The 25369-nt window shown below is 69.3% G+C and carries 24 protein-coding genes and 1 riboswitch; of the genes, 10 read left to right on the top strand and 14 right to left on the bottom strand.

All coding sequences use genetic code 11. The features are described 5' to 3' along the window. Nucleotides 1–6: 6 nt before the first annotated feature. Nucleotides 7–375 carry a YraN family protein gene (locus DS843_RS05055; protein WP_149467795.1) on the bottom strand — a complete coding sequence of 123 codons (369 nt, stop codon included), beginning with the start codon at nt 373–375 and terminating at the stop codon, nt 7–9. Beyond that, nucleotides 372–1193 (bottom strand): 16S rRNA (cytidine(1402)-2'-O)-methyltransferase, encoded by an 822-nt coding sequence (rsmI, locus tag DS843_RS05060; RefSeq protein WP_149467796.1) that lies wholly within the window; start codon nt 1191–1193, stop codon nt 372–374. Before rsmI ends, DS843_RS05055 begins: the two co-directional genes overlap by 4 nt. A gap of 278 nt (nt 1194–1471) precedes the next feature. Here rsmI and DS843_RS05065 point away from each other — a divergent pair, with 278 nt between their 5' ends. Next, on the top strand, nt 1472–2497 hold the full coding sequence (locus DS843_RS05065; protein ID WP_286191943.1) for a penicillin-binding protein activator: 1026 nt from the start codon (nt 1472–1474) through the stop codon (nt 2495–2497). A 117-nt stretch (nt 2498–2614) separates the two neighbouring features. On the opposite strand, the gene DS843_RS05070 is transcribed toward DS843_RS05065, so the two are convergent. Beyond that, nucleotides 2615–3130, bottom strand: a complete 516-nt coding sequence (locus tag DS843_RS05070; protein WP_149467798.1) for a phasin family protein — start codon at nt 3128–3130, stop codon at nt 2615–2617. Nucleotides 3131–3204: 74 nt separating this feature from the next. Beyond that, nucleotides 3205–4413, bottom strand: coding sequence for an O-succinylhomoserine sulfhydrylase (gene metZ / locus DS843_RS05075; RefSeq protein WP_149467799.1), 1209 nt, complete (start codon nt 4411–4413; stop codon nt 3205–3207). A gap of 77 nt (nt 4414–4490) precedes the next feature. After that, nucleotides 4491–4570: riboswitch (SAM riboswitch) on the bottom strand. Nucleotides 4571–4698: 128 nt separating this feature from the next. Here metZ and DS843_RS05080 point away from each other — a divergent pair. Next, nucleotides 4699–5196: an STAS domain-containing protein gene (locus DS843_RS05080; RefSeq protein WP_149467800.1), complete on the top strand. Its 498-nt coding sequence runs from the start codon at nt 4699–4701 to the stop codon at nt 5194–5196. 76 nt (nt 5197–5272) lie between these two features. Then, nucleotides 5273–5485, top strand: a complete 213-nt coding sequence (locus DS843_RS05085) for a hypothetical protein (protein WP_149467801.1) — start codon at nt 5273–5275, stop codon at nt 5483–5485. Between the two features lie 368 nt (nt 5486–5853). Here the strand turns inward: DS843_RS05085 and mutS are convergent, their stop codons facing one another. After that, nucleotides 5854–8553: a DNA mismatch repair protein MutS gene (mutS, locus tag DS843_RS05090; RefSeq protein WP_149467802.1), complete on the bottom strand. Its 2700-nt coding sequence runs from the start codon at nt 8551–8553 to the stop codon at nt 5854–5856. Nucleotides 8554–8692: 139 nt separating this feature from the next. Between mutS and DS843_RS05095 the strand changes: the two genes are divergently transcribed. Continuing rightward, a complete protein-coding gene (locus DS843_RS05095) occupies nt 8693–9256 on the top strand; it encodes a hypothetical protein (RefSeq protein ID WP_208852183.1) in 564 nt (187 codons plus the stop codon). A gap of 4 nt (nt 9257–9260) precedes the next feature. On the opposite strand, the gene DS843_RS05100 is transcribed toward DS843_RS05095, so the two are convergent. Beyond that, nucleotides 9261–9581: a hypothetical protein gene (locus DS843_RS05100; RefSeq protein WP_149467803.1), complete on the bottom strand. Its 321-nt coding sequence runs from the start codon at nt 9579–9581 to the stop codon at nt 9261–9263. A gap of 234 nt (nt 9582–9815) precedes the next feature. On the opposite strand from DS843_RS05100, the gene DS843_RS05105 reads away from it, so the two are divergent. Continuing rightward, the gene (locus DS843_RS05105; protein WP_286191944.1) at nt 9816–12617 is read left to right on the top strand and encodes a [protein-PII] uridylyltransferase; all 2802 of its coding nucleotides are present in this window, start codon (nt 9816–9818) and stop codon (nt 12615–12617) included. A gap of 5 nt (nt 12618–12622) precedes the next feature. Here the strand turns inward: DS843_RS05105 and DS843_RS05110 are convergent, their stop codons facing one another. After that, nucleotides 12623–13201, bottom strand: coding sequence for a phosphatase PAP2 family protein (locus DS843_RS05110; protein ID WP_149467805.1), 579 nt, complete (start codon nt 13199–13201; stop codon nt 12623–12625). A 509-nt stretch (nt 13202–13710) separates the two neighbouring features. Between DS843_RS05110 and DS843_RS05115 the strand changes: the two genes are divergently transcribed. Continuing rightward, nucleotides 13711–14643, top strand: coding sequence for a replication protein RepA (locus DS843_RS05115; protein ID WP_149467806.1), 933 nt, complete (start codon nt 13711–13713; stop codon nt 14641–14643). Between the two features lie 67 nt (nt 14644–14710). Here the strand turns inward: DS843_RS05115 and DS843_RS05120 are convergent, their stop codons facing one another. The 3 genes from DS843_RS05120 to DS843_RS05130 all read right to left on the bottom strand — a co-directional run bounded on the left by DS843_RS05120 (nt 14711) and on the right by DS843_RS05130 (nt 19165). Beyond that, nucleotides 14711–15112 (bottom strand): hypothetical protein, encoded by a 402-nt coding sequence (locus DS843_RS05120; protein ID WP_149467807.1) that lies wholly within the window; start codon nt 15110–15112, stop codon nt 14711–14713. 223 nt (nt 15113–15335) lie between these two features. After that, nucleotides 15336–16448, bottom strand: a complete 1113-nt coding sequence (locus DS843_RS05125) for an ABC transporter substrate-binding protein (protein ID WP_149467808.1) — start codon at nt 16446–16448, stop codon at nt 15336–15338. Between the two features lie 194 nt (nt 16449–16642). Continuing rightward, complete coding sequence (locus DS843_RS05130; protein WP_149467809.1) at nt 16643–19165, bottom strand: ATP-binding protein; 2523 nt, start codon at nt 19163–19165, stop codon at nt 16643–16645. Nucleotides 19166–19347: 182 nt separating this feature from the next. On the opposite strand from DS843_RS05130, the gene murJ reads away from it, so the two are divergent. From murJ to DS843_RS05145, 3 genes are read left to right on the top strand one after another with little or no spacing between them, the layout of a single operon-like run. Continuing rightward, complete coding sequence (gene murJ, locus DS843_RS05135) at nt 19348–20922, top strand: murein biosynthesis integral membrane protein MurJ (RefSeq protein WP_149467810.1); 1575 nt, start codon at nt 19348–19350, stop codon at nt 20920–20922. A 60-nt stretch (nt 20923–20982) separates the two neighbouring features. After that, a complete protein-coding gene (trpS, locus tag DS843_RS05140; RefSeq protein ID WP_149467811.1) occupies nt 20983–21981 on the top strand; it encodes a tryptophan--tRNA ligase in 999 nt (332 codons plus the stop codon). 25 nt (nt 21982–22006) lie between these two features. Further along, entirely contained in the window at nt 22007–22624 is a 618-nt protein-coding gene (locus tag DS843_RS05145) for a pyroglutamyl-peptidase I (protein ID WP_149467812.1), read from the top strand. A gap of 21 nt (nt 22625–22645) precedes the next feature. On the opposite strand, the gene DS843_RS05150 is transcribed toward DS843_RS05145, so the two are convergent. The 4 genes from DS843_RS05150 to DS843_RS05165 form a co-directional block, all read right to left on the bottom strand. Next, nucleotides 22646–23407, bottom strand: coding sequence for a YkgJ family cysteine cluster protein (locus DS843_RS05150; protein WP_149467813.1), 762 nt, complete (start codon nt 23405–23407; stop codon nt 22646–22648). A 21-nt stretch (nt 23408–23428) separates the two neighbouring features. After that, nucleotides 23429–23908: a YchJ family protein gene (locus DS843_RS05155; protein ID WP_149467814.1), complete on the bottom strand. Its 480-nt coding sequence runs from the start codon at nt 23906–23908 to the stop codon at nt 23429–23431. Between the two features lie 84 nt (nt 23909–23992). Then, entirely contained in the window at nt 23993–24391 is a 399-nt protein-coding gene (locus DS843_RS05160; protein WP_149467815.1) for a MarR family winged helix-turn-helix transcriptional regulator, read from the bottom strand. A gap of 376 nt (nt 24392–24767) precedes the next feature. After that, nucleotides 24768–24980, bottom strand: a complete 213-nt coding sequence (locus DS843_RS05165) for a hypothetical protein (RefSeq protein ID WP_149467816.1) — start codon at nt 24978–24980, stop codon at nt 24768–24770. Nucleotides 24981–25186: 206 nt separating this feature from the next. Between DS843_RS05165 and DS843_RS05170 the strand changes: the two genes are divergently transcribed. After that, the gene (locus tag DS843_RS05170; protein WP_149467817.1) at nt 25187–25363 is read left to right on the top strand and encodes a YqaE/Pmp3 family membrane protein; all 177 of its coding nucleotides are present in this window, start codon (nt 25187–25189) and stop codon (nt 25361–25363) included. Nucleotides 25364–25369: the final 6 nt, after the last annotated feature.

Genomic DNA, 25369 nt, shown 5'->3' on the forward strand with positions numbered 1-25369 from the left:
TTCGCGTCAGGCCCGCCAGGCATCCGGCAGGTGGCGCGGCCAGGACCAAGGGGTAACCAGCATGACGTCGAATCGCAAGGCATAGCCGGCATATTGGGGGTTGGCCCCCAGATACACATGCGCGGCGCGCGCAAGGCGGCCCCGCTGGCGGGCGTTGAGCGCCTCGTTCGCGGTGTCCCAGTCGCCCCGCGCCTTCACCTCCACGATGGCCAGAGTGTCGCCCCGCCGGGCCACGATGTCGATCTCTCCCATGGGGGTGCGCAGGCGGCTTTCCAGAATGCGGTACCCCTTCAGCCGCAGCGCCATCCGGCAGAGCTGCTCGGCGTAGCGGCCGTAATTCTCGGCCCGGCGGCGCAGGGCGTCCGGCGCGCTCACGGTTTCCCCTCCCGCGACAGCTCCAGCGCGCGGGCGTAGACGGCGCGCTTGTTCTGGCCGGTGCGCGCGGCCACGTCGGCAGCGGCGTCGCGGACCGACAGGCGGGTCAGCGCCTCGCGCAGCAGGGCGTCCACGTCGGCCTCGGTCGGGGTGGCCTCTTCACCGGGCGGGCCGATGACCAGCACCACCTCGCCCTTCGGCGGGCCGGCTTCGGCGTAATGGGCCGCGAGTTCCGGCAGGGTGCCGCGCCGGACCTCCTCGTAGAGCTTGGTCAGCTCCCGCGCGACCGCGGCCTCCCGCGCGCCCAGGATGTCGGCGAGGTCGGCCAGCGACTCGGGCAGGCGCTGCGGCGACTCGAAGAAGACCAGCGTGGCGGGAACGCCCTTCAGTTCCCCGGCGGCGGCGCGCCGCGCGCTGCTCCTGTTGGGCAGGAAGCCGGCGAACAGAAAACGGTCGGTCGGCAGGCCGGACAACACCAGCGCCGCCAGCGGGGCCGAGGCGCCGGGCAGCGTGGTGACCGCCACCCCCTCCGCCACGCACTCCCGCACCAGCTTGTAGCCGGGGTCGGAGACCAGCGGCGTTCCGGCGTCGGTGACCAGCGCGATGGCCTCCCCCGCTTTCATGCGGCCGATCAGGACCGGACGCATCTTCGCCGCGTTGTGTTCATGATAGGAGACGAAGGGCGTGTGGATGCCGTGGATGCCCATCAGCTTCGCCGTCACCCGCGTGTCCTCGCAGGCGATGGCGTCGGCGCGGCGCAGCGTGTCCAGCGCGCGCAGCGTGATGTCGGCGGCGTTGCCGATGGGGGTGGCGACCACATAAAGGCCGGCGCCGAGTTTACTTGCGGCCCTCGGCTCGCTACCTTCAGCGTCACCAGAGACGCCGGGCCCGGAAACGGGTTCGGGCGCCGGACCGGATGTGGAGATCGTTGGTGGCACGCTTGACGACACCTTTCTCGCGCGCTTGGGGGCGGCAGGCTGCCGCCGCCCTGTTGGTGGTTGGCACGCTATCGGCCTGCTCGACTGTAAAGGCCCCGGCGCCGGCGACTCAAGCGCCGCAAGCGCCGGTCAGCTCCGTTCCGGTGGCACCGCAGACCATGAAGGTGGCGATCCTGCTGCCGCTGTCCGGGTCCAGCGCCGCCATCGGGCAGGCCATGCTGGAGTCGGCGCAGATGGCGCTGTTCGATCTGGCCGGCGACCGGTTCGAGCTGCTTCCCCGCGACACCAAGGGCACCCCCACCGGCGCCGCCGACGCGGCGCGGCAGGCCATCGCGGAGGGTGCCGGCCTGATCCTCGGCCCGCTGTTCGCCGCCGACGTGGCGGCGGTGAAGCCCGTCGCCCAGAGCGCGGGCGTGGACGTGCTGGCCTTCACCAACGACTGGACCCAGGCCGGCAACGGCACCTATGTGCTGGGCTTCGTGCCCGCCGATCAGGTCACCCGCGTGGTCGGCTTCGCCCGGTCGCGCGGCGCCACGCGCTACGTCGCGCTGGCCCCGCGCACCGCCTACGGCGACGCCGTGGTCAACGCCGTGCAGGCCGCCTCGCGCCAGTTCGGCGGGCAGGTGGCGCAGGTCGAACGCTACGATCCGGCGGTGACCGACCTCGCCCAGCCGGCGCGGCAGGTGACCCAGGCCGGTGTGCAGCCGCAGGCCGTCATGCTGGCCGAAGGCGGGCCGCGCGCCCAGGGGCTGGCCGCCGCGCTGGCCGCCAACGGGCTGAACACACAGCAGGTGAAGCTTCTCGGCACCGGCCTGTGGGACGAGCCCGGCCTGGGCCAGGAACCGGCCCTGGCCGGCGCCTGGTTCGCCGCCCCGGCGCCGCAGGCCCGCGCCGACTTCGAGGCGCGCTTCGAGAAGACCTATGGGCGCAAGCCGCCGCGCATCGCCACCCTGTCCTACGACGCCACGGCCATCGCCGCGGTGCTGTCCAAAATGCCCGGCCCGACGGGCGGTTTCGACCGCGCGGCGCTGAACAACCCCAACGGCTTCGAAGGGATCGACGGCCTGTTCCGCCTGCGCGCCGACGGCGTGGTGGAGCGCGGGCTGGCCGTGCTGGAGGTCACCCCGACCGGCTCGCGCGTGCTCGATCCCGCGCCGTCCAGCTTCGAAGTTCTGGGGCAGTGATTGTAAGGTCCTGATGTGAAAGGGATTTTCACCACGAAGACACAAAGACACGAAGAATTTCACGAAGACCTTTGTGACGGCCTTTGTGTCTTCGTGTCTTTGTGGTGAACCGCAAATCTATCCGTGCTGCTTCGCCAGACGGCGGGCGTTGGCGCGGACGGTGCGGTAGGCGGGGGTCATGCCCGCATGGGTCAGGGCCGAGGCCGATTCCACCATGTAGAGCGCGGCGTGGATGCCCGCCTCCACCGTCTCGGTGACCGTGCGGCGCTGCAGCTCCATCAGGTCGGCGGGCGTGCGGCACTGGCCGAGACCGGTCACCATCACCATGGCCGCCTGAAGCTGGCCCTGCGCGAGGGTCATCCAGGCCTGCTGCATCTCGCCGATGCCCTTGGCGACCGCGTGGGTGGCCTCCACCATCGCCTCCACCTTCTCGGAGCCCATGCGGACGAACTCCGGGTTGGCGAGGTCGATGGGGTTGTTCATGGCCGCCGCCATCATGGCCGTGCGGTAGCCGATGGTCTGGGCCGCGGCGACCCCCATCTCGCCCGTCTTGACGCCGGTCCGGGTCAGATCGCCCGCCACCGCCAGGAAGCGTTGCGTCGGTTCGCCGTTGCCGGCCTTGCGTCTCGCCATTCCTTGAACCTCACCAAAAACTGTGACCCGGACGCCAACGCTGCACTGCAGCATTTGGTTCCGGGTCCGAGTCTTTACAGGGAAGCGAGCGCGCGGTCGAGATCTTCGACGATGTCCTGCGCGTCCTCTAGACCAATGGACAGGCGCAGCAGGTTCGGACGGATGTTCGCCGCCGCCTTTTCCTCCGGCGACAGCTTGCAGTGGGTGGTGGTGTCGGGGTGGGTGATGAGGCTCTTCGAGTCGCCCAGATTGTTGGAGATCATCACCATCCGCAGATCGTTCAGGGCGCGGAACGCCTCGTCCTTGCCGCCCTTCAGGAAGATCGACAGCATGGTGCCGCCGCCCGTCATCTGGCTGCGGCAGAGATCGTGCTGCGGGTGGCTGGGCAGGCCGGGATAGAGCACCCGCTCCACCTTCGCGTGGCCTTCCAGGAATTCCGCCACCGTCAGGGCCGAGGCACTCTGGGCCGACACGCGCAGTTCCAACGTCTCCAGCCCCTTCAGCAGAAGCCAGGCGTTGAAGGGCGAAATGGTCGGGCCGGTGTGGCGCAGGTAGGGGTGGATCACGTCCGACCCGTACTGCTTGTCGTTGGTCAGGATGATGCCGCCCAGACAGCGGCCCTGCCCGTCGATGTGCTTGGTGGCCGAATAGACGACGACGTCGGCCCCCATCTCGAACGGGCGCTGGAGCACCGGCGTGGCGAAGGCGTTGTCCACCACCACCTTGGCCCCGGCCTTGTGGGCCAGATCGCTGACGGCGCGCAGGTCCACGACCTCCAGCCCCGGGTTGCTGGGCGTCTCCAGGAAGACCACCTTGGCCGGTTTGGAGAGGGCCTCTTCCCACTGCGACAGGTCGGTGCCGTCCACGAAGACCGCCTCCACGCCGAAGCGGGCCGACAGTTCCTTGATGACCCAATAGCAGGAGATGAACAGCGAGCGCGGCGCCACGATGCGGTCGCCGGTGCGCAGGTTCGACCACAGGGCGGCGTGCACCGCGGCCATGCCGCTGGTGGTCGCGTAGGCCCAGGCGGCACCCTCATACTCGCACAGCCGGTCCTCGAACATGGCCGTGGTCGGGTTGCGGAAGCGCGAATAGACGTGGCGGGCGCCGTCGTTGGCGAAGGCGTGCTCCGCCTCCTCCGCCGAACCGTAGACGAAGCCGGAGGTCTGGTAGAGCGCCTCGCAGGTCTCGTCGAAGGACGAGCGGCGGACGCCGCCATGGACCAGACGGGAACGCGGGCGAAGGCCCGCGACGTTCGGATTGCGATGATCGGTGCGCGCCATGGCCGCTTGTGACTCCTCTGTCCGCCGGCGGGGCAGACCGGCCAAACAAAAAACGCCCCGACCGATCGGGTCGAGGCGCGGACGCGGCTCGGACCTTTTTAGCGGGTTGTTTTACGTGGCCCGCAAGCCGGTCGACCAAATCACCACGTTCATCCGCTTTTAGGACCGCCGCGGCGCGGCGTCAAGGGACAAGGAAACCGTGACGGCAGGTTGCCGCCCTGCGTCAACATCGCGCAGGAGCGAGCCCGACGGCTGGCTTGCCCACCGGAGGCCCGCCACCGGATCATGACCGGCGGAAGACTGGAAGGGACGCGGGCCGTGCAGTATCGCAAGGAGAACGAACGGCATTTTGCCCGTCTGGTGCTGACCGGGCGCTTCACCGGCCAGGATGCCGGCCCGGTGCGGCAGGCCATCGCCGACGTGAAAGGCGGGCTGGAGCGCCGCTGTCTTCTCGACCTGACGGGGCTGGAGTTCATCGACAGCGCCGGGGTCGGCCTGCTGCTGGTGATGAACGGGGAAGCCGTGTCGGCGGGCAAGGCGCTGTCCCTGCTCTGCGCCTCCGGGCAGGTGCGCAAGGTGGTGGACCTGACCCGCATCGCCATGATTATCCCCGTCCACGAGACGGTGGCCGGCTACATCGCCGCCAGCGTGCCGGAAGCCCTGCTGGCCCCCGCCCACCCCTGCGCCCCGGGCGAGGACCCGCTGGCCGTCGCGGCGCGGGCGTTGCGGACCGCCCCCATCCTTCCGCCGGGCGTTCCGGACCGCGACGGCGCTTCCGGGTAGGCGACTCGCAGCGCGCAGCCGCGCTTCCCATGTGACGTAACGGACAGATCCCGTTCCGCGTTGGGGGAGGCACCGAATGGTTCATCTGCGCAAATCGCTGGAGTCCGAAGCGTCCAAGGCCGCCGCGCAGGAAGGCCGCTCGCTCGACCAGTTCGTGAACGAGGCGGTGGAGGAGAAGCTGCGCCACGCGCAACGCCCCGCATCCCAACGTCATGTCACCCAACGTCATGTCACCCCCATCCACGACCGCGGCGCCCCGGCGGACGAAGATGCGGTGGAGCGGGCGTGAGACCGACGCGGGAAGGGATTGCGAAGGCTGTGAGGCGGCGCTATATTTCCCGTACCAGTGGTCAATAGACGACACCTCCGGTACCGCGCGCTTCGGACGGTTTGTATGGCCGGACAGGCGCGCACACGAAAAGAGGGGCGGCGCGCACACGCCGCCCCTCCGTCGTCTGGGTTACAGCACGGCGACGAGCAGCGCGAGGATCGCGACGACCGTCTGTATGACCGTGCAGATCACCAGCACCTTACCAGGGGTCAATAAACACACCCCCTTCCCGCCGCTTGGATGACAGCGCCCATCGTCCATGGGACGGGACGCTGCGGCGGCGGATTTTCATACAATGGCGTGTGCATCTTCGCAAATATTCCCGTTTAAGAAATCAACCCCCGCAGCCGGTACAACTCTTCCAGCGCCTGCCGCGGGGTCAGGCTGTCGGGGTCGATGGATTTCAGCGCCTCCTCCACCCGCGACGGCTCCGGCGGGGCGGCAGCGGGGGACGACGCCGCGGGAGCGGGGCGCTTCAGGGCGGCGCTGAACAGCGGCAGATCCTCGGCCAGGCGGTGGATGGCGGCGTTCTGGTCGCCCGATTCCAGGATGGTCAGCACCTCCTCCGCGCGGCCCACCACGGCGCCGGGCAGGCCCGCAAGCTTCGCCACATGGATGCCGTAGCTGCGGTCCGCCGCCCCCGCCGTCACCTCGTGCAGGAAGACCACATCGCCCTGCCATTCCTTGATGCGCATGGTGTGGCAGGATAGGCCCGGCAGCTTGCCGGCCAGCATGGTCAGTTCGTGGTAATGGGTGGCGAACAGCGCGCGGCAGCGGTTGACGTCGTGCAGATGCTCCACGCAGGCCCAGGCGATGGACAGGCCATCGAAGGTCGCCGTGCCGCGCCCGATCTCGTCCAGGATGACCAGCGCGCGGTCGCCGGACTGGTTCAGGATCGCCGCCGTCTCCACCATCTCCACCATGAAGGTGGAGCGCCCCCGCGCCAGATCGTCGGCGGCGCCGACGCGGCTGTAGAGCCGATCCACCACCCCGATGTGCGCGCTCTCCGCCGGCACGAAGCTGCCCATTTGTGCCAGCACGGCGATCAGCGCGTTCTGGCGCAGGAAGGTGGACTTGCCGGCCATGTTCGGGCCGGTCAGCAGCCACAGCCGGTTGTCCGGAGCGAGGTCGCAGTCGTTGGCGACGAAGGGTCCGGCGTTGCCGGCGTCGAGCACCGCCTCCACCACCGGGTGCCGACCGCCCTTGATCGAGAAGGCGAGGCTACCGTCCACCATGGGCCGGTTGTAGCGCCGCTCCGCCGCCAGTTCGGCCAGGGAGGCGGCGACGTCCAGGGCGGCCAGCGCGTGCGCCGCCTGAGCGATGGCGTCGGCCCGGCTCGTCACCTCCTCCACGAGGTCGTTGAACAGCTCCAGCTCGACAGCCAGCGCCTTGTCGGCGGCCTCGGAGATGCGGCGCTCCAGGTCCGACAGCTCCACCGTGCCGAAGCGCACGGCGTTCGCCATGGTCTGGCGGTGCATGAAGACCTCGCGCCCCTTCTCGGACATCAGCTTGTCCGCGTGGGTCGCCGTCACCTCGATGTGGTAGCCGAGCACGTTGTTGTGCTTGATCTTCAGCGCCGGCACCCCGGCGATGCCGGCGTATTTGACCTGAAGCCCGGCGATCAGCCGCCGGCTCTCGTCGCGAAGCGTCACCAGCTCGTCCAGCGCGTAGGAATAGTCCCGCGCGATGAAGCCACCATCGCGGGCCAGCAGCGGCAGCTCCGGCGCCAGCGCCTGCGTCAATTGCTGAACCAGTTCGCTGTGTTCGCCCAGCCCCTTCGCCACGGCGCCCAGCCCGTCGGGCAGCGGGCCGCCGGGGTGGCCGTTCAGCAGCAGGCGGATAGCCGAGGCCTGGGCCAGACCGTCGCGCACGGCGGCGAGGTCGCGCGGGCCGCCGCGCCCCAGCGTCAGGCGGGACAGGGCGCGTTCCAGGTCAGGGCAGCGGCGCAGGGCTTCGCGAAGGTCGCCGCGCAGCCGTTCCTCGTTCAGCGCGAACTCCACCATGTCCAAGCGCTTGGCGATGGCCGCGGGGTTGGTCAGCGGGGCCGAGAGCTGGGCGGCCAGCAGCCGCGCCCCCGCCCCGGTCACCGTGCGGTCGATGGTGGCGAGCAGGCTGCCCCGCCGGTCGCCCGTCAGGGTGCGGGTCAGCTCCAGATTGCGGCGGGTCGCCCCGTCGATCTCCATGACCGCGCCGGGGCCGAGCCGGCGCGGCGGCGACAGGCGCGGCACGCGGCCCTTCTGCGTCAGCTCCACATAGGCGACCAGAGCCCCCGCCGCCGCGACCTCGGCCCGGCTGAACTGGCCGTAGGCGTCCAGCGTGCCGACACCGTAGAGGCCGAGCAGCCGCTGCCGCCCGTTCTCGCTGTCGAAGCGCGGGGTCGGCTGCACGGTCAGGCGGGACTTCCACTCGCCCCACAGCTCGTACAGGTCGGGGCTCTGGCACAGCTTCTCGGAGACCAGCACCTCCTGCGGGTCGAGGCGGCCCAGCGCCGCTCCCAGCCCGGCGCGCTCCACCGGCTGCACCACCAGTTCGCCGGTGGACAGCTCCAGCCAGGCCAGCCCGAGCCCGCCCGCCGCCTCCGCCACCGCGGCCAGCCAGTTGGAGGCGCGGGAATCGAGCAGGCTGTCCTCGGTCAGCGTGCCGGGGGTGACGATGCGGATGACGCCGCGCTTCACCACCGACTTGCTGCCGCGCTTCTTGGCCTCCGCCGGGTCCTCCATCTGCTCGCAGATGGCGACGCGGAAGCCCTGGCGGATCAGGCGCTGAAGGTAGGATTCATGGCTGTGGACGGGGACGCCGCACATGGGGATGTCTTCCCCCAAATGCTGGCCGCGCTTGGTCAGCGCGATGTCCAGCGCGCGGGCGGCGTTCACCGCGTCCTCGAAGAACATCTCGTAGAAATCGCCCATCCGGTAGAACAGCAGACAGTCGGGATGGGCCTGCTTGATCTCCAGATACTGCGCCATCATCGGGGTGGCATCAGGCGGGATGATGGCGGGCGGGATGGCGGCGGACGCGTCGGACACGGGACTTCAACCGGTTGCGTTGTGACGGGCAAAGGCGGGCGGGCACCCTAGCATGCCCGCACTGGTGCCGCGATGACCGCTTCGTTAGACTGTTCGCTGCCCGTGGAACGTGCAAGCCGAAGCTGGGAAGGAGACCACCGTGACGCAAGCGCCCGAGAGCACCCCCGAGAACACCGGTGGCCAGACGACGAACGTCCAGACCACGAACGGCCAGGACACCGTCCGGGAGGTGCGCGAGGTCGTCGCCCTGTTCGGGACCCGTGAGACGTTCGACAAGGCCGTAGCCGCCCTTCTGGACGCCGGCTTCGACCGCGACGACCTGTCGGTCCTGGCGAGCCACACCTCGCTGGAAGCCGCGGACCAGCGCCCGCAGACCCCGACGGACGAGGCCCTGACCGGTCTGGTGGGCGAATTGAAATACGCCTTTCCCCTGACCACCGCCGGGCTTCTCGCCATCGTCGGCGGCCCCATCGCCGCCCCGCTGGCCGCCCTCGTCGCCGCCGGTCTGGGCGGCGTCGCCATCAAGGATTACCTGGACGAACTGACCAGCCACCCCGACACGGACGAGTTCAGCCGCGCGCTGGAGGCCGGCGGCGTCATCCTGTGGGTGCGCACCGCCGACGTGGCGGACGAGGTCGAGGCTGCGGAGATCCTGGAAGGCAACGGTGGCGCCAACATCCACCTGTCGGTGCGCGAGGAGTAGACCTTCAGGCGGCGCAGGCGCGCCAATCGCCTCCGCCGCCCACCAGGGTCAGGCCGCGCAGGCGGAACTGCGCCCGCACCACCGCGGCCCAGCCCTTGCGGATCAGGGCGATCTTGATCGCGTCGGCGGCCTTGGCGTCCGTGGCGGTGCCGCAGATCTCGAACAGAAGGGCGTCGCCGATGGAGCCGGGACAGAGGGCCAGCGCATGCACCAGCCAGGCCATCAGTTCGGCGGGCGTGTGACGCGGCAGGCCCCGTTCCGCCAGGGTCAGGGCGTTGCCGAGATTCGCCAGCTCCCGCCGCGCCGTTTCGGAATTCGGGGTCATCAGTGGCCTCTCGCGCGCGTGTCTCACCGACGACTCCCTACCTCTTTGGATGGGGGCGGGTCAGTGACGGCCGTCACAGCGGCACTTCCGACCAACCCACACCGGATCATTCAGCAAACAGACGGCGGCCTCTTTCGGTCTGCCGCGTGCGAATTATCGTCTTTCCCGTTATAGTCGGTACGCCGCACCGTCTGTCGCACCCCTCGCATCCCTGGGAAGGCTCACGTTTTGCCGATGCTCTCCACCCGCACCGCCTCGGCGGACGCCTCCGACGCCACCGATGCCGGCGCCGCCAACATCCCCAACAAGCGCGCGATCCTGTCCCGGCGCAAGCTGGCGGAGGACCTGGAAACGCTGGTGGCGGAGCATGGGACCGGCGACAAGCTGCGCCCCGCCCTGATCGCCCGGCTGCGCGGCGCGCTGAACGACGGGCGGGCGGAGGTGCGCGCCCGGTTCGAGGCCAAGGGATCGGGCGAGGACTGCGTGCGGCAGAACTGCTACCTCGCCGACGGGGTCGTGCGCTCCCTGGCCGACCTCACGGTCACCCACATCTTCCCGTCGCCCAACCCGACCTCGGGCGAAGTGTTCGACATCGTGGCCACCGGCGGCTACGGCCGGGGCGAGCTGGCGCCCTTCTCCGACATCGACCTGCTGTTCCTGCTGCCCTACAAGCGCACCCCGCGGGTGGAGCAGGTGGTGGAGTACATGCTCTACATCCTGTGGGATCTGGGGCTGAAGGTCGGCCACGCGGTGCGCAGCGTCGACGACTGCATCCGCCAGTCGAAGGCCGACGTCACCATCCGCACCGCCATCCTGGAGGCCCGCTATCTCTGGGGCCCGCGCAAGCTGTTCACCGAACTGCGCCGCCGCTACGACCGCGAGGTGGTGGCCGGCACCGGACCGGAGTTCGTGGAGGCCAAGCTGGCCGAGCGCGACAACCGCCACCAGAAGCTGGGCGACAGCCGTTACGTCCTGGAACCCAACCTGAAGGACGGCAAGGGCGGCCTGCGCGACCTCCAGACCCTGTTCTGGATCGCCAAATATCTGTACCGGGTGGAGGACGTGGACGATCTGGTCGGCAAGAAGGTGCTTCTGCCGGAAGAGGCGCAGCGCTTCGCCAAGGCGCAGAACTTCCTGTGGACCGCGCGCTGCCACCTTCACTACCTGACCGGGCGCATGGAGGACCGGATGACCTTCGACGTGCAGACGTCGATCGGCACCCGCATGGGCTACACGGACCACGCCGGGACCAAGGGCGTGGAACGCTTCATGAAGCACTACTTCCTGGTCGCCAAGGACGTGGGCGACCTGACCCGCATCTTCTGCGCGGCGCTGGAGGCGGAATCGAAGCGCCCGCCCAAGTTCAACATCCTGCGGCTGGCGGCGCTGGCCCGCCGCAAGGACGTGGACGGCTTCGTGGTGGACGGCGAGCGGCTGAACGTCCGCAGCGACCGCCAGTTCAAGGACGAGCCGCTGGACATGATCCGGCTGTTCCACACCGCCCAGCAGAACGACATCGACATCCACCCCAACGCGCTGCGCGCCATCACGCGCTCGCTGTCGGTGGTGGGGCCGAAGCTGCGCGCGGACGCGGAGGCCAACCGGCTGTTCCTGGAAATACTGACCGGGCGGAAGGACCCGGAGATCACGCTGCGCCGCATGAACGAGGCCGGGGTGCTGGCCCGCTTCATTCCCGACTTCGGTCGGGTGGTGGCGCAGATGCAGTACGACATGTACCACGTCTACACGGTGGACGAGCACACGCTGTTCGCGCTGGGCATCCTGCACAAGATCGAGACGGGCGAGCTGGCCGACGAGCTGCCGCTGTCGTCGGAGGTGATCCACAAGGTGGTGTCGCGGCGCGCGCTCTACGTCGCCGTTCTGCTGCACGACATCGCCAAGGGCCGCGGCGGCGACCATTCCGTGCTGGGCGCGCGGGTGGCGGAGAAGCTGTGCCCGCGTCTGGGCCTGACGGCGGAGGAGACGGAGACGGTCGCCTGGCTGGTGCGCTGGCACCTCGCCATGTCCTACACCGCCTTCAAGCGCGACCTGGAGGACGACAAGACGGTGCGGGACTTCGTGTCGCTCGTCCAGTCGCCGGAGCGGCTGCGCCTTCTGCTGGTGCTGACGGTGGCGGACATCCGGGCGGTCGGGCCGCAGCGCTGGAACAACTGGAAGGCCACGCTGCTGCGGGAACTCTACAACCGGTCGGAAGAGGTGATGTCCGGCGGCCTGTCGGTCGAAGGGCGCGGGCGCCGCATCCAGGCCGCCCAGGCGGCGCTGCGGGCCGAGTTGTCCGACTTCGACGATGCCGATTTCGAACAGCACATCGCGCTCGGCTACCCCGCCTACTGGCTGGCCTTCGACGCGGAGACGCTGGGCCGGCAGGCGCGGCTGGTCCGCGAGGCGCTGCGCGACGAACGCCCGCTGACCGTCAACACGCGCATCGACCGTGGGCGGGCGATCACCGAGGTGACGATCTTCGCCACCGACCACCACGGCCTGTTCTCCCGCCTCGCCGGGGCGCTGGCGGCGGCGGGGGCGGACATCGTGGACGCCCGCATCTTCACCATGACCAACGGCATGGCGCTGGATGTCTTCACCGTGCAGGACGCGGCGGGCGGCGGCGCCTTCGAGAGCGGCGACAAGCTCGCCAAGCTGTCGGTGATGATCGAGAAGGTGCTGTCCGGCCAGTTGAAGCCGCTGCACGAGCTGACCAAGCGCAAGGCCCCGCACGCCAGCCGCACCCGCGTCTTCCATGTGCCGCCGCGCGTGCTGATCGACAACAACGCCTCCACCACCCACACGGTGATCGAGGTGAACGGGCGCGACCGGCCCGGCCTGCTGTACGACCTGACGCGCGCGCTGACCAACCTGACCCTGCAGATCTCGTCGGCGAAGATCTCCACCTACGGGGAGAAGGCCATCGACGTCTTCTATGTGAAGGACGTCTTCGGGCTGAAGGTCACGCACGAGAGCAAGCTGGCCCAGATCCGCGAACGGCTGCTGCACGCGCTGGCCGATCCGTCGGGGTAACAGTCTCAGGACAGCCGCTTCTCCACCCAGCCGTCGATCGCTTCGGCGGCCAGCCCCGCCAGCACACCCGTCGCCATGCCCGCGGCGTAATCCGACGCCCAGTGCCGCTCCGTGGCGAGGCTCGACCAGCCGACGGCGGCGGCGAAGCCCAGGCTGGCCATGGTCGCCGGCGTGAAGCCGCGGTTCAGCCCGACCGCCGTGGTCAGCGCCGACACGTTGATGGCGTGGCCGGAGGGGAAGGAGGCGTGCTTGCCGTCCGCCTTGCCCCAGCGGCGGGGGTCGCCGCCCTCGTTCGGGCGGGCGCGGCAGACGACGCGCTTGATCCCCTTGCCGGCCACCGTCCCCAGCGCGATGGCGAGCAGCCCCTGCCGGGCAAGGCGCGACCAGCCCGGCTTCTCCCACCCCAGCCCGGCGGCCCACAGCGCCCCCAGCGCCGGCATCAGCACCATGCGGGAGCTGGGCACCTGAAGCCCGTCGCGCAGAGCCGGCACCTCAGCGCCCAGGGCGACGGCCTTGCGGTGGGCGGTCCCATCCAGCCCGTTCACGCCATCCAGCAGGCGGTCCGTGAAACCCTCGTCGCTCATGGCGCGGTTCTCCCGATGCACGTCCCCGTCATCGCGGGGGCCAAGCGTCAACAGCCGCGCTGCCGTTTCGTGCCCGCGGCAGGCCCGCAGGCCAGGGATGCCGGCTTGGCAATCGCCGACCGTGCCAGCCCCCTCTCCCGGGGCGGGAGAGGGGGAGTCGGCGATTGCCAAGGATCGCGATCCCTTGGCAATCGCCGACCAACCGGCCAGACATCCGCAAGAACGCGCCAAGAGATCCCGAGTCGCGACTCGCCTGCCCCACCCCACCTTGGCAATCGCCGACCAAGGCCCGAGTCGCCGTGAGTCTCCGATGATTCCCACAAGGTCCCTTGGCGAACACCGACGAGTCTTCTGGCAATCGCCGACGCATCCCCGAGTCGTCCACAGGCAATCGCCGACCTAGCAAATAGACTCCAGCAATTAGGTCTCAATTAGTCTGGTCGGCGATCGCCAAATGGACTCTCCCGGCGGTGCATGGTCGACTGCAGGCAGAATGGACGGGGGGACCTATGGGCGACGTGCACCAACTCATCATGACGCATGGCCGGCGCGAGGCGCGGAACCTCGTGGACCCGAAGCGCGCCAGCGTCGTGGATGTCGCGGCGGCGGTGCTGGAGGACGAGTCCAACGCGCTGGGCATCACCTATTCCGGGTTCTGCCTGACCAGCCTGCCCCACCGGAAGCTGGCGCCGGACGCCGAATGGCGCCGCGACCAGGGCCGCGTCACCCTGCTGGTCGAACCGGGCAAGGAGCGCAAGCGCGACGGCAGCCTGATGCCGGTCGGCGTGCCCTACGGCGCCAAGGCGCGGCTGATCCTGCTCTACCTCCAGACCCGCGCGATCCAGGACAACAGCCGCGAAATCGAGCTTGGGCGCTCCATGAACGACTGGCTGGACCGCATGGGCGTGTCGGCGGGCGGTTCCACCTACAAGGCGGTGCAGGAGCAGGCGACCCGCATCAACCTGTGCCGCCTGACCTTCTTCTGGGACAAGGACGGGGCGGAGGGCTTCGCCAAGGAGAACATCGTCAACGGCGGCATCCGCCTGCGCGACGACGACGGCCAGGGCACGCTGTGGCGCGAGACCGTGCAATTGTCGGAGACCTTCTTCGCCGCGCTGAAGCGCTCCCCCGTGCCGATCTGGGAACCGGCGATCCGCCACATCGGCGGCTGTTCGATGGCGATCGACGTCTATGTCTGGCTCGCCTACCGGCTGCATGTGCTGCGCGACCCGACTCCGGTGACCTGGAAGGCGCTCTTCACCCAGTTCGGCGGCGGCTACAAGGAACTGAAGCACTTCAAGCCGGAGTTCCGGGTGGCCCTGGACCTCGCCCTGGCCGTCTACGAGGCCGCGAGGGTGGAGTTCTCCGACACCGGGGTCCTTCTCTACCCCTCGCCCCCGCCGATTCCGGAGCGCAAGATCCTCCCCGCCGCGCGCGGGTAAGTCGGCGATTGCCAACCGGCCCGTCCCCGGAATCGGAGCCGGAGTCGGCGATTGCCAACGGTTCGCCTTATCCCGCCTTGAAGGCCTGCAGGTTGCCGCCTTCCCGCGTGTAGATCCCCATCGGACGGCAGGTCTCGTCCGTCTTGACGATGAGGACGCCGGCCTTGTCGCGCGGATAGAGCCACGTATCGTACTGCGACACCCGCGCGCTCGGCCCGGTGCGCGACTCGCTGTAGATCGCGGTCCGGAACTGCCCCACCGGAATCCCTTCCCCGGCCAGGACGGAGGCGACGGCACGGTTGCAGGGGCCTTTCACCATACCGTCCAGAGCTGCCACCGCGCCGGGGGCCGGTTCCGCAGTGCGCGGCGGCCCCATCGAGGCGCAGGCGCCGAGGCTGAGAAGGCCGGCGCACAGAATGATCCCGGCGGAACTGCGATTGCGCGAACGGCGTCCGGCGTGGCGATGCATCGCGGCCTCCCTGCCCAGTGGCGGTGATTGGGACGGTGTTTGATTACCTCAGCGCAAACACGGGAACGGGGAAAAGGTTCGCGTCCAGCCCTTGGCAATCGCCGACCATCCCGAATCCCTCGGACAAGAAAGGCGGACAGACGAAAAAGGCGGGGCGCAACGGCCCCGCCTTCCAAACCGGCCAGCCTCCAGACGGGCCAGCCTCCAGACAGACCGGACAGAATCAGTCCACCTGGACCTTCTCGCCGTTCTTCCAGGCCCAGAACACATAGCCCGGCTGCTTCAGGTCGCCCTTGTCGTCAAAGGACAGCGAACCGACCACCGTGTCGAAGGACGGGCCGGCGCGCAGCGCCTTCTGCACATCGGCGGACTTGGCGCTGTTGGCCTTCTGCACGGCCTGGGCGTAGGTCTGCACCGCCGCGTAGGCGAACAGGGTGAAGCCGTCGGTGCGGATGTTCTTGGCCTGCATCGCTTCCACCACCGGCTTGGCTGCGGGGTTGCGCTGCGGGTCGGGGGAGAAGGTGAACAGCGTGCCTTCCGCCGTCTCGCCCGCGATGTTCCAGTAGGACTGCGGCTGGATGCCGTCGGCGCCGATGATCTGCGGACGGAACTGCTGGTCCGCCGACTGGCGGGCGATCAGCCCAAGCTCCTGGTCGTAGCCGCCGTAATAGAGCACCTCCACCCCTTCCGACTTCAGCCGGGTGATGAGGGCGGAATAGTCCTTCTCACCGGCGGTGATGCTGGTGAAGGCGGTCTCGGTGATGCCGGCGGCGTTCAGGCGGCGCTTCACGTCGTCGGCGAGGCCCTGGCCATAGGCCTGCTTGTCGTGGACGATGGCGACCTTCTTGCCCTTGTAGCGGTCGGCGATCAGCCGGGCCGCCACTTCGCCCTGCTGGTCGTCACGGCCGCAGACGCGGAAGACGTTCTTCAGGCCGCGGTCGGTGAGCTGCGGGCTGGTCGCGGTGGGGGAGATCATCACGATCCCCTCCTCGCCATAGACGTTGGAGGCGGCGATGGAGGCGCCGGAGCAGACGTGGCCGATCACCGCGGCGACGTTCTGGCCCACCAGCTTGTTGGCGGCGGCCACCGCCTGCTTGGCGTCGCAGGCGTCGTCGGCGATGGTCAGGACCAGCTTCTGGCCCAGCAGCCCACCCTTGGCGTTGATGTCGGCCACGGCGGCCTCGACGCCGGCACGGGTCTGCTCGCCATAGGCGGCGGCGGCGCCGGTCATCGGACCGGCCAGCGCGATGGTGATGTCGGCCTGGGCGGCCCCGGCCCACAGGCCGGTCCCCAAGGCAACGGCGGCGGCGGTCACGGCCAGCTTCGCACGGATCATCGGTGGATTCCTCTCTCCGGGATCATGTTCTTCTTGTCGAATGCTTTCGGATCGGAGGCCGCGGTGCTGCCTCCGAAACGGGCAAACAAGCAAAGGCACGGGGCGGGCGCAACGGATAAACAGGCGTAGGCTGCCGCACGCCCGGCGCATGGCACGACTTTCGACGCGGGAGACGTCTGGATCGGTCGGCCAACTCAGTCGGCCAGCTCACGCTGTTTGGAGTCGGACGGCGGCGCGTGCGGAATCGGCGCGTCCGGTGCCAGGGCCAGGGCCAGGGCGCTCCGCAGGTCGTCGGCGATGACCGGCTTGTGCAGGATGCGGAACTTGCCGGCCTCCGCCTCCGCCAGACGGTCCGGGGCGGTGTCGCCGGTCACCAGGATGCCGGGGATCGGACGTTTCGACAGGCGCCGCACCTCGCGGATGGTCTCGGTGCCCGTGTGCCCTTCGCCCAGCCGGTAATCGGCGACGATCACGTCCGGATCGGGGTGGCGGCGCAGGGTCTCCACCGCCTCGCCGAAGCTGCCGGCGGGAAACACCTCGTGCCCCCATTGCCGGATCATCGCGCACAGCCCTTCGCGCACGATGGGATCGTCCTCCACCACCAGCACGCGGGCGCCGGCGCGCATCCGGGCGGTGACGGGGAAGCCCGCCGGCAGGGTCCCGGACGGTGCGGGAGGCGCGGCGAGCGGCACCTCGACGCGGAAGACCGAGCCCTGCCCCGGTGCGGAGCGCAGGCTGACCGGATGGTTCAGCATGCGGGCGAGCCGGCGCACCACGGCGAGCCCCAACCCCAGCCCCTGGTCGCGGTCGCGGCTGGCGTTCCCGACCTGGACGAATTCCTGGAAGATGTCCTCCTGCCGGTCGGCGGGGATGCCGATGCCGGTGTCCCACACCTCGATCCGCAGCACCGCACCGCGCCGCCGGCAGCCGACCAGGACGCGCCCCCGGCTGGTGTAGCGCAGGGCGTTCTCCACGAGGTTCTGGAGGATGCGGCCGAGCAGCATCGGATCGCTGTCCACATAGGCTCCGCAGGGGCTGATGTGCAGCAGCAACCCCTTGCGCACCGCCACCGGCCGGCTGTTGGCGGCGATGCGGTCCAGCAGTTCCGTCACCGGAAAGACCGCGCGCTTCGGCTCCACCGCCCCGGCCTCCAGCCGCGACACGTCCAGCAACCCGTCCAGAAGCATCTTCAGGGCGCCCAGCGCGCGGTCCATGGTGGTCAGGATCTTGCGCATGGCGGGGTCGGTGGTGCGGGTGGACAGCGCCTCCATCAGAAGCATCAGCGACTGCACGGGCTGGCGCAGGTCGTGGCTGGCCGCCGCCAGGAACTTCGATTTGGCGACGTTGGCCTTGTCCGCCTCCCGCCGCGCGTCGGCCAGCGCGGCCTGGGCGGTCTTGTGTTCCGTGATGTCGCGGACGGTGGCGATCACGCTGACCAGCGCTCCGCCGGGGCCGCGCACGGGCGAAGCGCGCAATTCCAGCCAGACGTCCTCGCCCCCTCTCCCGCCTGCACCGCCAGGGCGCCGGAACTCCACCGACAGGTCCTCGAAATCCCCGCGGCTTCCGTTCAGGTCCCCTCCATACAAGGGGCAGAGGATCGACGGGTCCGCCGTGGAGCCCTTCAGCACATCCTCCACCCGGCGCCCGAGGGTGCCCTCCGGGCAGATCCCCATCAGTCGGGCGAAGGCGGGGTTCGTGTAGACCACCGGCGTGCCGGGCCGGGTGGCGTCGGCGATCAGGATGCCGTCGCCGCTCCATTCCATGGCCCGGTTGCGGATGCGCAACGCCCGGTCGCTGTGCCGCCGCCGCTGAAGCTGCACGAGATAGGCGGTCGTGAACAGCAGGATCACCGCGGTGGTGGCCGCGGCCCAGGCGATGGAGACGAAGCGGTTCTGCCGCCAGGCGCCGAACACCGTCTCCACCGACTCCCCCACCACGGTGACGAGCGGATAATCGGCGGAGGCGCGGAAGGCGTAGATGCGCTCCACCCCATCGATGGCGCTCACCGCGCGATAATGCCGGACCGTCCCGCTTCCCGCTTCCGGCCAGACGTCGGATTGGCGGACGTTGCGCCCGACCATCTCCTCGTGGAGGGCATGACGGGCCAGCAGGGGACCGTCCGAGCGGGCGAGAGCGACCGCGCTGTCGCGCGGCAGGTCCAGCCGCCCGTAGAAGCGCGCGAAGATCTCGGCCGGGATGTCGATCACGGCAACGCCGCGGAACCGCCCGTCCGCCCCGTCCAGCCGGCGCGACACCGGGATGAACACATCCGCCGTGCCCGGACTGACGAAGGGCAGGCCGATGACGAAGCCCTTCTGGTTGCCCCTCCGGTGCGCTCCGGATTTGTGCCGGGTGAACTCCTCCCACTCCAGCACGGGGTCGCGGGTGGTGGTCCGCCCCAAGCCCATGGACAGCCAGCCGCCCGCGTCGTAAATCCGGATGGAGGCGGCCAGACCCTCCTCGAACGACCGCCGGGTCGGAATCAGGAGGGGTATGTCCCGCTCGACGTGGGACGCCACGTCGATCAGAAGATCGTCCAGACGGCGGAAGGTGGCGATGGCCTGTTCCTCGACCAGTTGCGCCATGGCCGCCGTGTGCTGGCGGGCCGTCTGGTCCAGGAAGCGTTCCTCGCGGTCGATGCGGCTCAGCAGCGTCCACCACAGCGCCGCGATGGCCACGGCGACCGCGACGGCGGGGAGAATGAGACGGGCATCCACCCCCCGCGAAAAAGCGATCCCTCGTCGCACTGCGGACCTCGACCACTGCCTGAATTGCATTATGCGCCAGCCACTCTCCCCCTTCAATGGACAAACCGACGACCAATGATACAAAAAGTAGAGCATATTCAAACTTTTGCGATCTTTCTGCGAGTGGCTGCCGCGGCCGGGGGCGCCACCGGATGAGCTTCGCCCGCGCCATCGCGACCGTCGGCAGCCTGACCCTGCTGAGCCGGCTGGCCGGCTTCGCCCGCGACATTCTGACCGCCGCGGTGCTCGGCGCCGGGCCGGTGGCCGACGCCTTCTTCGTGGCGCTGAAGCTGCCGAACTTCTTCCGCCGCCTGTTCGCGGAGGGCGCCTTCAGCGTCGCCTTCGTGCCGCTCTTCGCGGCGGAGCTTCAGCGCAACGGGCGCGCCGCCGCCGTGGCCTTCGCCGAACAGGCGCTGGCGATCCTGCTGACCGTCCTGCTGCCCTTCACGGCGCTGGCCATTCTGGCGATGCCCGCCCTGATGCACGCCCTGGCGCCGGGCTTCGCGGACGAGCCGGAAAAGTTCGCGCTGGCCGTGGACATGGCGCGGCTGACCTTCCCCTATCTGATGCTGGTGTCGCTGGTGGCGCTGCTGGGCGGGGTGCTGAACGCCCTGGACCGCTTCGGCCCCTTCGCCGCCGCCCCCATCGCCTTCAACCTCACCCTCATCGCCGCCCTGCTGACCGCCCCCCGGCTGGGGCTGGAGCCGGGCCGCGCCATGGCGGCGGCGGTGACCCTGTCGGGCGTGGTGCAACTCGTCTGGATGGGCTGGGCCTGCCGGTCGGCGGGGGTGACGCTGCGCCTGACGATGCCGCGGATGACCGAGGGGATGCGCCGCCTGTTCCGGCTGGTCGGGCCGGGAGCCATCGGCGCCGGGGTCATGCAGATCAACCTGTTCCTGAACGTCGTGCTGGCCTCGCTGCTGCCGTCCGGCGCGGTGTCCTTCCTCTATTACGCCGACCGGTTGAACCAGATGCCGCTGGGCATCATCGGCATCGCCATCGGCACGGCGCTGCTGCCCGTGCTCGCCCGCCACGCCGCGGCGGGGGACGAGCGGATGGTCCGCCACTATCTCAGCCGCGCGCTGGAATTCAGCCTGCTGCTGGGCCTGCCGGCGGCGGTCGCGCTGGCCGTGGCCGGGGCGCCCATCGTGTCGGTGCTGTTCGAGCGCGGCGCCTTCGGCCCGGCGGAGGCGCAGGCGACGGCCCTGGCGCTGGCCGCCTACGCCGTCGGCATCCCGGCCCATGTGATCGTCAAGGCGCTGAACGCCGCCTTCTTCGCCCGGCAGGACACGGCGACCCCGGTGCGCGTCGCCGTCGTGGTGACCGCCGCCAATCTGGCGCTGGGCGTCGCGCTGATGCCTTTCCTGGAGCATGTGGGGATCGCGCTGGCGACGGGGCTGACCGCCTGGCTGAACCTCGCTTTGCTGGCCCGCGCCCTGCGCCGCCGGGGATTCCTGCAACTGGACGACCGGTTCCTGGGCCGCGCGCCGCGCATCGCCGCGGCGGCGCTGGGCATGGGGGCGGCGCTGCTGTTCGGGGCATCGCTTCTGGAGCCCTGGCTGGAGGCGGGGTCCACGCTGGTCCGGTTCGGCGCGCTGGCCCTGCTGGTCGGCGGCGGCGTGGCGGTCTTCGCCGCTCTGGCGCAACTGACGGGGGCCACCGACCTCGCCGACGTGAAGGGCTTCCTGCGGCGGAACACCCCGGAATTGGAGCCGCCCGCGTCTTGACCCCGCCCGGTTCCGGGGCGATAACAGCCGCCTTCCAGAAGTTTCGAGCGAGAGACCCCCGTGAACCGCATCTTCTCCGGCATGCAGCCGACCCGGCAGCTTCACCTCGGCAACTATCTGGGGGCGCTGCGGAACTGGGTCGAGCTGCAGAATTCGTACGAGTGCATCTTCTGCGTCGTCGACCTGCACGCGCTGACCATCGACCAGGACGCGGAGGTCCTGCGCAACAACATCCGCGAGGTCACCGCGGCCTACATCGCCGCCGGCATCGACCCGGAGAAGAACATCCTCTTCAACCAGTCCTTCGTCCCCGCCCATTCGGAGCTGGCCTGGATTCTCTCCTGCCACACGCCGCTGGGCTGGCTGAACCGCATGACGCAGTTCAAGGAGAAGGCCGGCAAGCAGAAGGACATGGCCAACCTCGGCCTCTATTCCTACCCGGTGCTGATGGCCGCGGACATCCTGCTCTACAAGGCCACGCACGTCCCGGTGGGCGAGGACCAGAAGCAGCATCTGGAGCTGGCCCGCGACATCGCCGGCGCCTTCAACCGCCGCTACGACACCGAGTTCTTCCCCCTGCCCGAGCCGCAGATCCTGGGCGAGGCGACGCGCGTGATGTCCTTGCGCGACGGCACCAAGAAGATGAGCAAGTCGGACGAGTCCGAATATTCGCGCATCAACATGACCGACGACGCCGACACCATCGCGACGAAGATCCGCAAGGCCAAGACCGATCCGGAGCCGCTGCCGGACACCGTGGCCGACCTGGAGAAGCGTCCGGAGGCCGACAACCTCGTGACCATCTACGCCGCCCTGTCCGGCCAGACGCGCGAGCAGACGGTGCAGCAGTTCGCGGGCGCCCAGTTCTCCGGCTTCAAGGCGGCGCTGGTCGATCTGTCGGTCGCCAAGCTGGCCCCGATGACCACCCGCATGAAGGAGCTTCTGGACGACAAGGCGGAAATCGACCGCCTGCTGCGCCAGGGCGGCGAGCGCGCGGCGGCCATCGCCGAGACGAACCTGAAGGGCGTGAAGGACATCATCGGCCTTCTGCGTCCCTGACACCGCTGACCGAAAGGCGAGCGCCGTGACGGCTCCCATCCTGCTCACCGGGTTCCAGCCCTTCGGGGACCACGCCGTCAACCCGACGGCGCTCCTGATGGAGCGGCTGGCCGGAGAGCCGGGGGTCGTCACCGCGGTCCTGCCGGTCGAATACGACGCCTGCGGCGAAGCCTTCGCCGCCCTGCTGGAGGAGCACCGGCCCGCCGCCGCCCTGTGCTTCGGGCTGGCCGCCGGGTCCGAATACATCAAGATCGAGCGGCTAGCCTGGAACCGCGACGAGAGCGAGCAGGCCGACAACGCGGGCGTGGTGCGCACCGACGACGCCATCGTGCCGGACGGCCCGACCGCCTACGGCTCCACCCTGCCCGTCCCCAGGCTGATCCGCGAGCTGGCCATCGCCGGCCTTCCCGTGACCTTCAGCGACCATGCCGGCGGCTTCGTCTGCAACCACCTGTTCTACCGCGCGCGCCATCTGATCGAGACGGCGGACCTCGACATTCCCATGGGCTTCGTCCACCTGCCCCCCCTGCCGGAACAGGTCGCCGACCAGACGGGCCGCTCCGGCTTGACTCTGGACCAGCAGGAACGGGCGGTGCGCACGCTGGTCGGGCTGCTGCGGCAGGGGCTGGGGATCGCCGCCTGACCCGGCGGCGTCGCGGCGGCATCAGGGGCGCTGCGCCAGACGCTCCATCTCCTTCGCCCAGCCCGCGTAGTTCTTGTGGAAATCGGCCAGCGCCGGATCGGTCCGGGTGCGCTCGGCCATCGCCTGCATCAGCGGGGCCTGGGCCGCCGCCAGTTCCCGCGCGTCCGTCCGCCGGGTCGCCGTCAGGAAGGACGACAGGCTGGTGACCAGCTTTCCCCCCGCCGGGGCCGCCGCCATCTTCGCCAGATCGTTGACGATCCAGGGCATGTATTTCAGCACGTAATCGGCGTAGATCCGCATGACCGGCGCCTGCTCCAGCAGGTCGGCGCGCTCGCGGTCGAAGTCCGTGCGGTCGAGGATGGCGTGGTTGCGGTAGACGACCGGCGCCTCCGCCGAGACGTCGCATTCCCAGCCCTTGCGGGGAACGAGCAGGTCGGCCTGATCCTTTTCCTCGCGGTAGGGGTAGAAGGGCATGGTCCGGCAGCGCGACGGCTTGTCCGCATGGATGCCGCAGAGATTGTCCGCCCGCAGTTCCGGACAAGGGAAGCTGTTCGGAAGATAGGCGGTGGGCTGGATCAGCACCGCCACCGTCTTGCGGTTGGGCAGGCGCACGGTCGTGCCCAGCCGGGCGGCGAGGTCGTAGGATTTCGCGTTCGACCGCACCACCGTCCAGACCAGCGCCAACGGGAAGCGTACGGCGTGGGCCACCGCGTCCTTGAGCGTCAGCGGCAGAAGCCCGTGGCAGCATTTCCCGCAGGCGGTGCAGGCGAAGCGCGGTTCCATGATCCGGGTCCCCGTCCGGCCCTACCGCCCGCAGCAGGCCTTGAACTTCTTCCCCGATCCGCAGGGGCAGGGCTCGTTGCGGCCCACCTTGACCACCCGGCGCGGCTCGCCCTTCGGGTTCACCTCGCCCGCGCTGTAGAGCCATTGGCCGTCCTCACGGCGGAAGGACGCGCGCTCGTGGTGGCGCATGTCCTGACCATCGCGGCGGAAATGGATCAGGAATTCGACGGTGCCCTCGTCGCCCTCCTCGGTGGCGCGCAGAACGTCCAGCCGCTGCCAGTCGCATTCGTCCGCCACCCGCTCCGCCTCGGCGCGGTTGAAGTCCTCGCGGATCTCCGGCGCGTGGGTGCGCTCCACATGGTCGAGGTCGCGGCGCACGAAGGCGGTGTAGCGCGACCGCATCAGCGCCTCCGCCGTCGGGGCGGGAGCGCCGGCCAGGATCGGGCCGCAGCAGGATTCGAAGGAAAGACCGGAACAGCAGGGGCAGTCGGAGGAGGTCATGGCGCGCAAGTCCGTCGGTGTGTCCGGGGCTGGTGTGGCAGGACAGGCCCACCCCGGTCAAGCGCCGACGACGGGCACCCGCGATCAGGCCGAACGGGCGCAGCGCGGTTCGGACGGGGTGTGTGACGCTGGATTCGAAGCGGGGCTCACGATGGCGCGCAGCTCTTCGAGGAACGCGCGGCCGGTGTCGGTGAGCGTGACGATCTTGCGGCGGCGTTCGCGCGGGTCTTCCTGGGCCTGGACGAGGTCGAGTCCGGCCTTCCCGAAGCTGTGCCAGCGGCTGAGCGCGGCCACGTTGCGCGACGCGGAGGATTGGGCGATGCCCAGGCGTTCCGCAAGCTCGCCGATGGAAATCCCTTCGTTCTGCGCGATCGTCATGAAGGACAGCGCGTATTGGATCGGCAGGTCGGGATCGAGCTTGCGAAACGCCTCCAGCACATGGACGACGGTGGTCACCTCGTCAGGGCGAACGCGGGCCGGCATCAGCGACCCTCCCCGAGCGAGGACCCCATCGGGCCGGCGTGTAGATGATGTTCAGGCGTCCAAGCCATATCACGAATTCCCCGTTATCCCGCCGGGCGTCGAAAAAACGATCCGGAGAGGCCCAGTGGGCGTGCTCAACGAAGACAGAACGGCCGCAAAACCCCAAAAAGACACACATGGCTTCCTCTCGATATCCGGAATTCGCGTTCAAATGCGCAAGGTTGAAGAAGGGAGCCGGTAGCTCGCATGGTCGTATGGGTGGACCAATCGCCATGTCGGCGATTCGGGGTGGTGGGTACGATGGCTTTCATCGTGGTCTCCGTGGGTTGAGAAAAGGCGCGGTTCCCGCAGGAACCACAGGATCGGGTATCGCCTGTCAGCGATACGCTTGCAACGTCAAAAATGACCGGGCATCCGAAAGGTTCCGCTCCCGGATGTTTTGGGCAGGCAGGAAATCCGCTTCGGCTCCGTCCAGCCCGCCATCGAGGCCGGTATCGCGCCGCAGGTGGCCGCTCAGCCTCTCCACCCCGGCGTCGTCGCCCTCGGCATCCAGCCACTGCCGCAGCAGGGTGTTCCACAAGGTCCGCATGGCTCCTCTCCATTTTTGCAGAGGACAAATTAATCCGCCATCGGATGTTTTCCGTCAAGAGTAGGAAGCGGGGAAACGGGCGGGAGCACCATCCTCGCGCCCCCGCCCGCGGCACATCCGTGACCCGCCCCCGCCCCGACCGCACAATGTTCGATTCGAACGGTCCCCGCAGGGAACCTGGGGCGGGGCGGAGGCGTTATCGCGCCATGGACCTGATACGCATCATACTGGCGCTTCTGCTGCCGCCCTTGGGCGTCTTCCTCCAGGTGGGGTTCGGCGTCCAATTCTGGATCAACGTGCTGCTGACGTTGCTCGGCTACATCCCGGGCATAATCCACGCGTTGTACGTCATCGTGAAGTACAAGGACCGCTATCCGGCGTAGAGAGAG

The sequence above is a fragment of the Roseomonas genomospecies 6 genome (assembly GCF_008365375.1).
Lineage (GTDB): Bacteria > Pseudomonadota > Alphaproteobacteria > Azospirillales > Azospirillaceae > Azospirillum.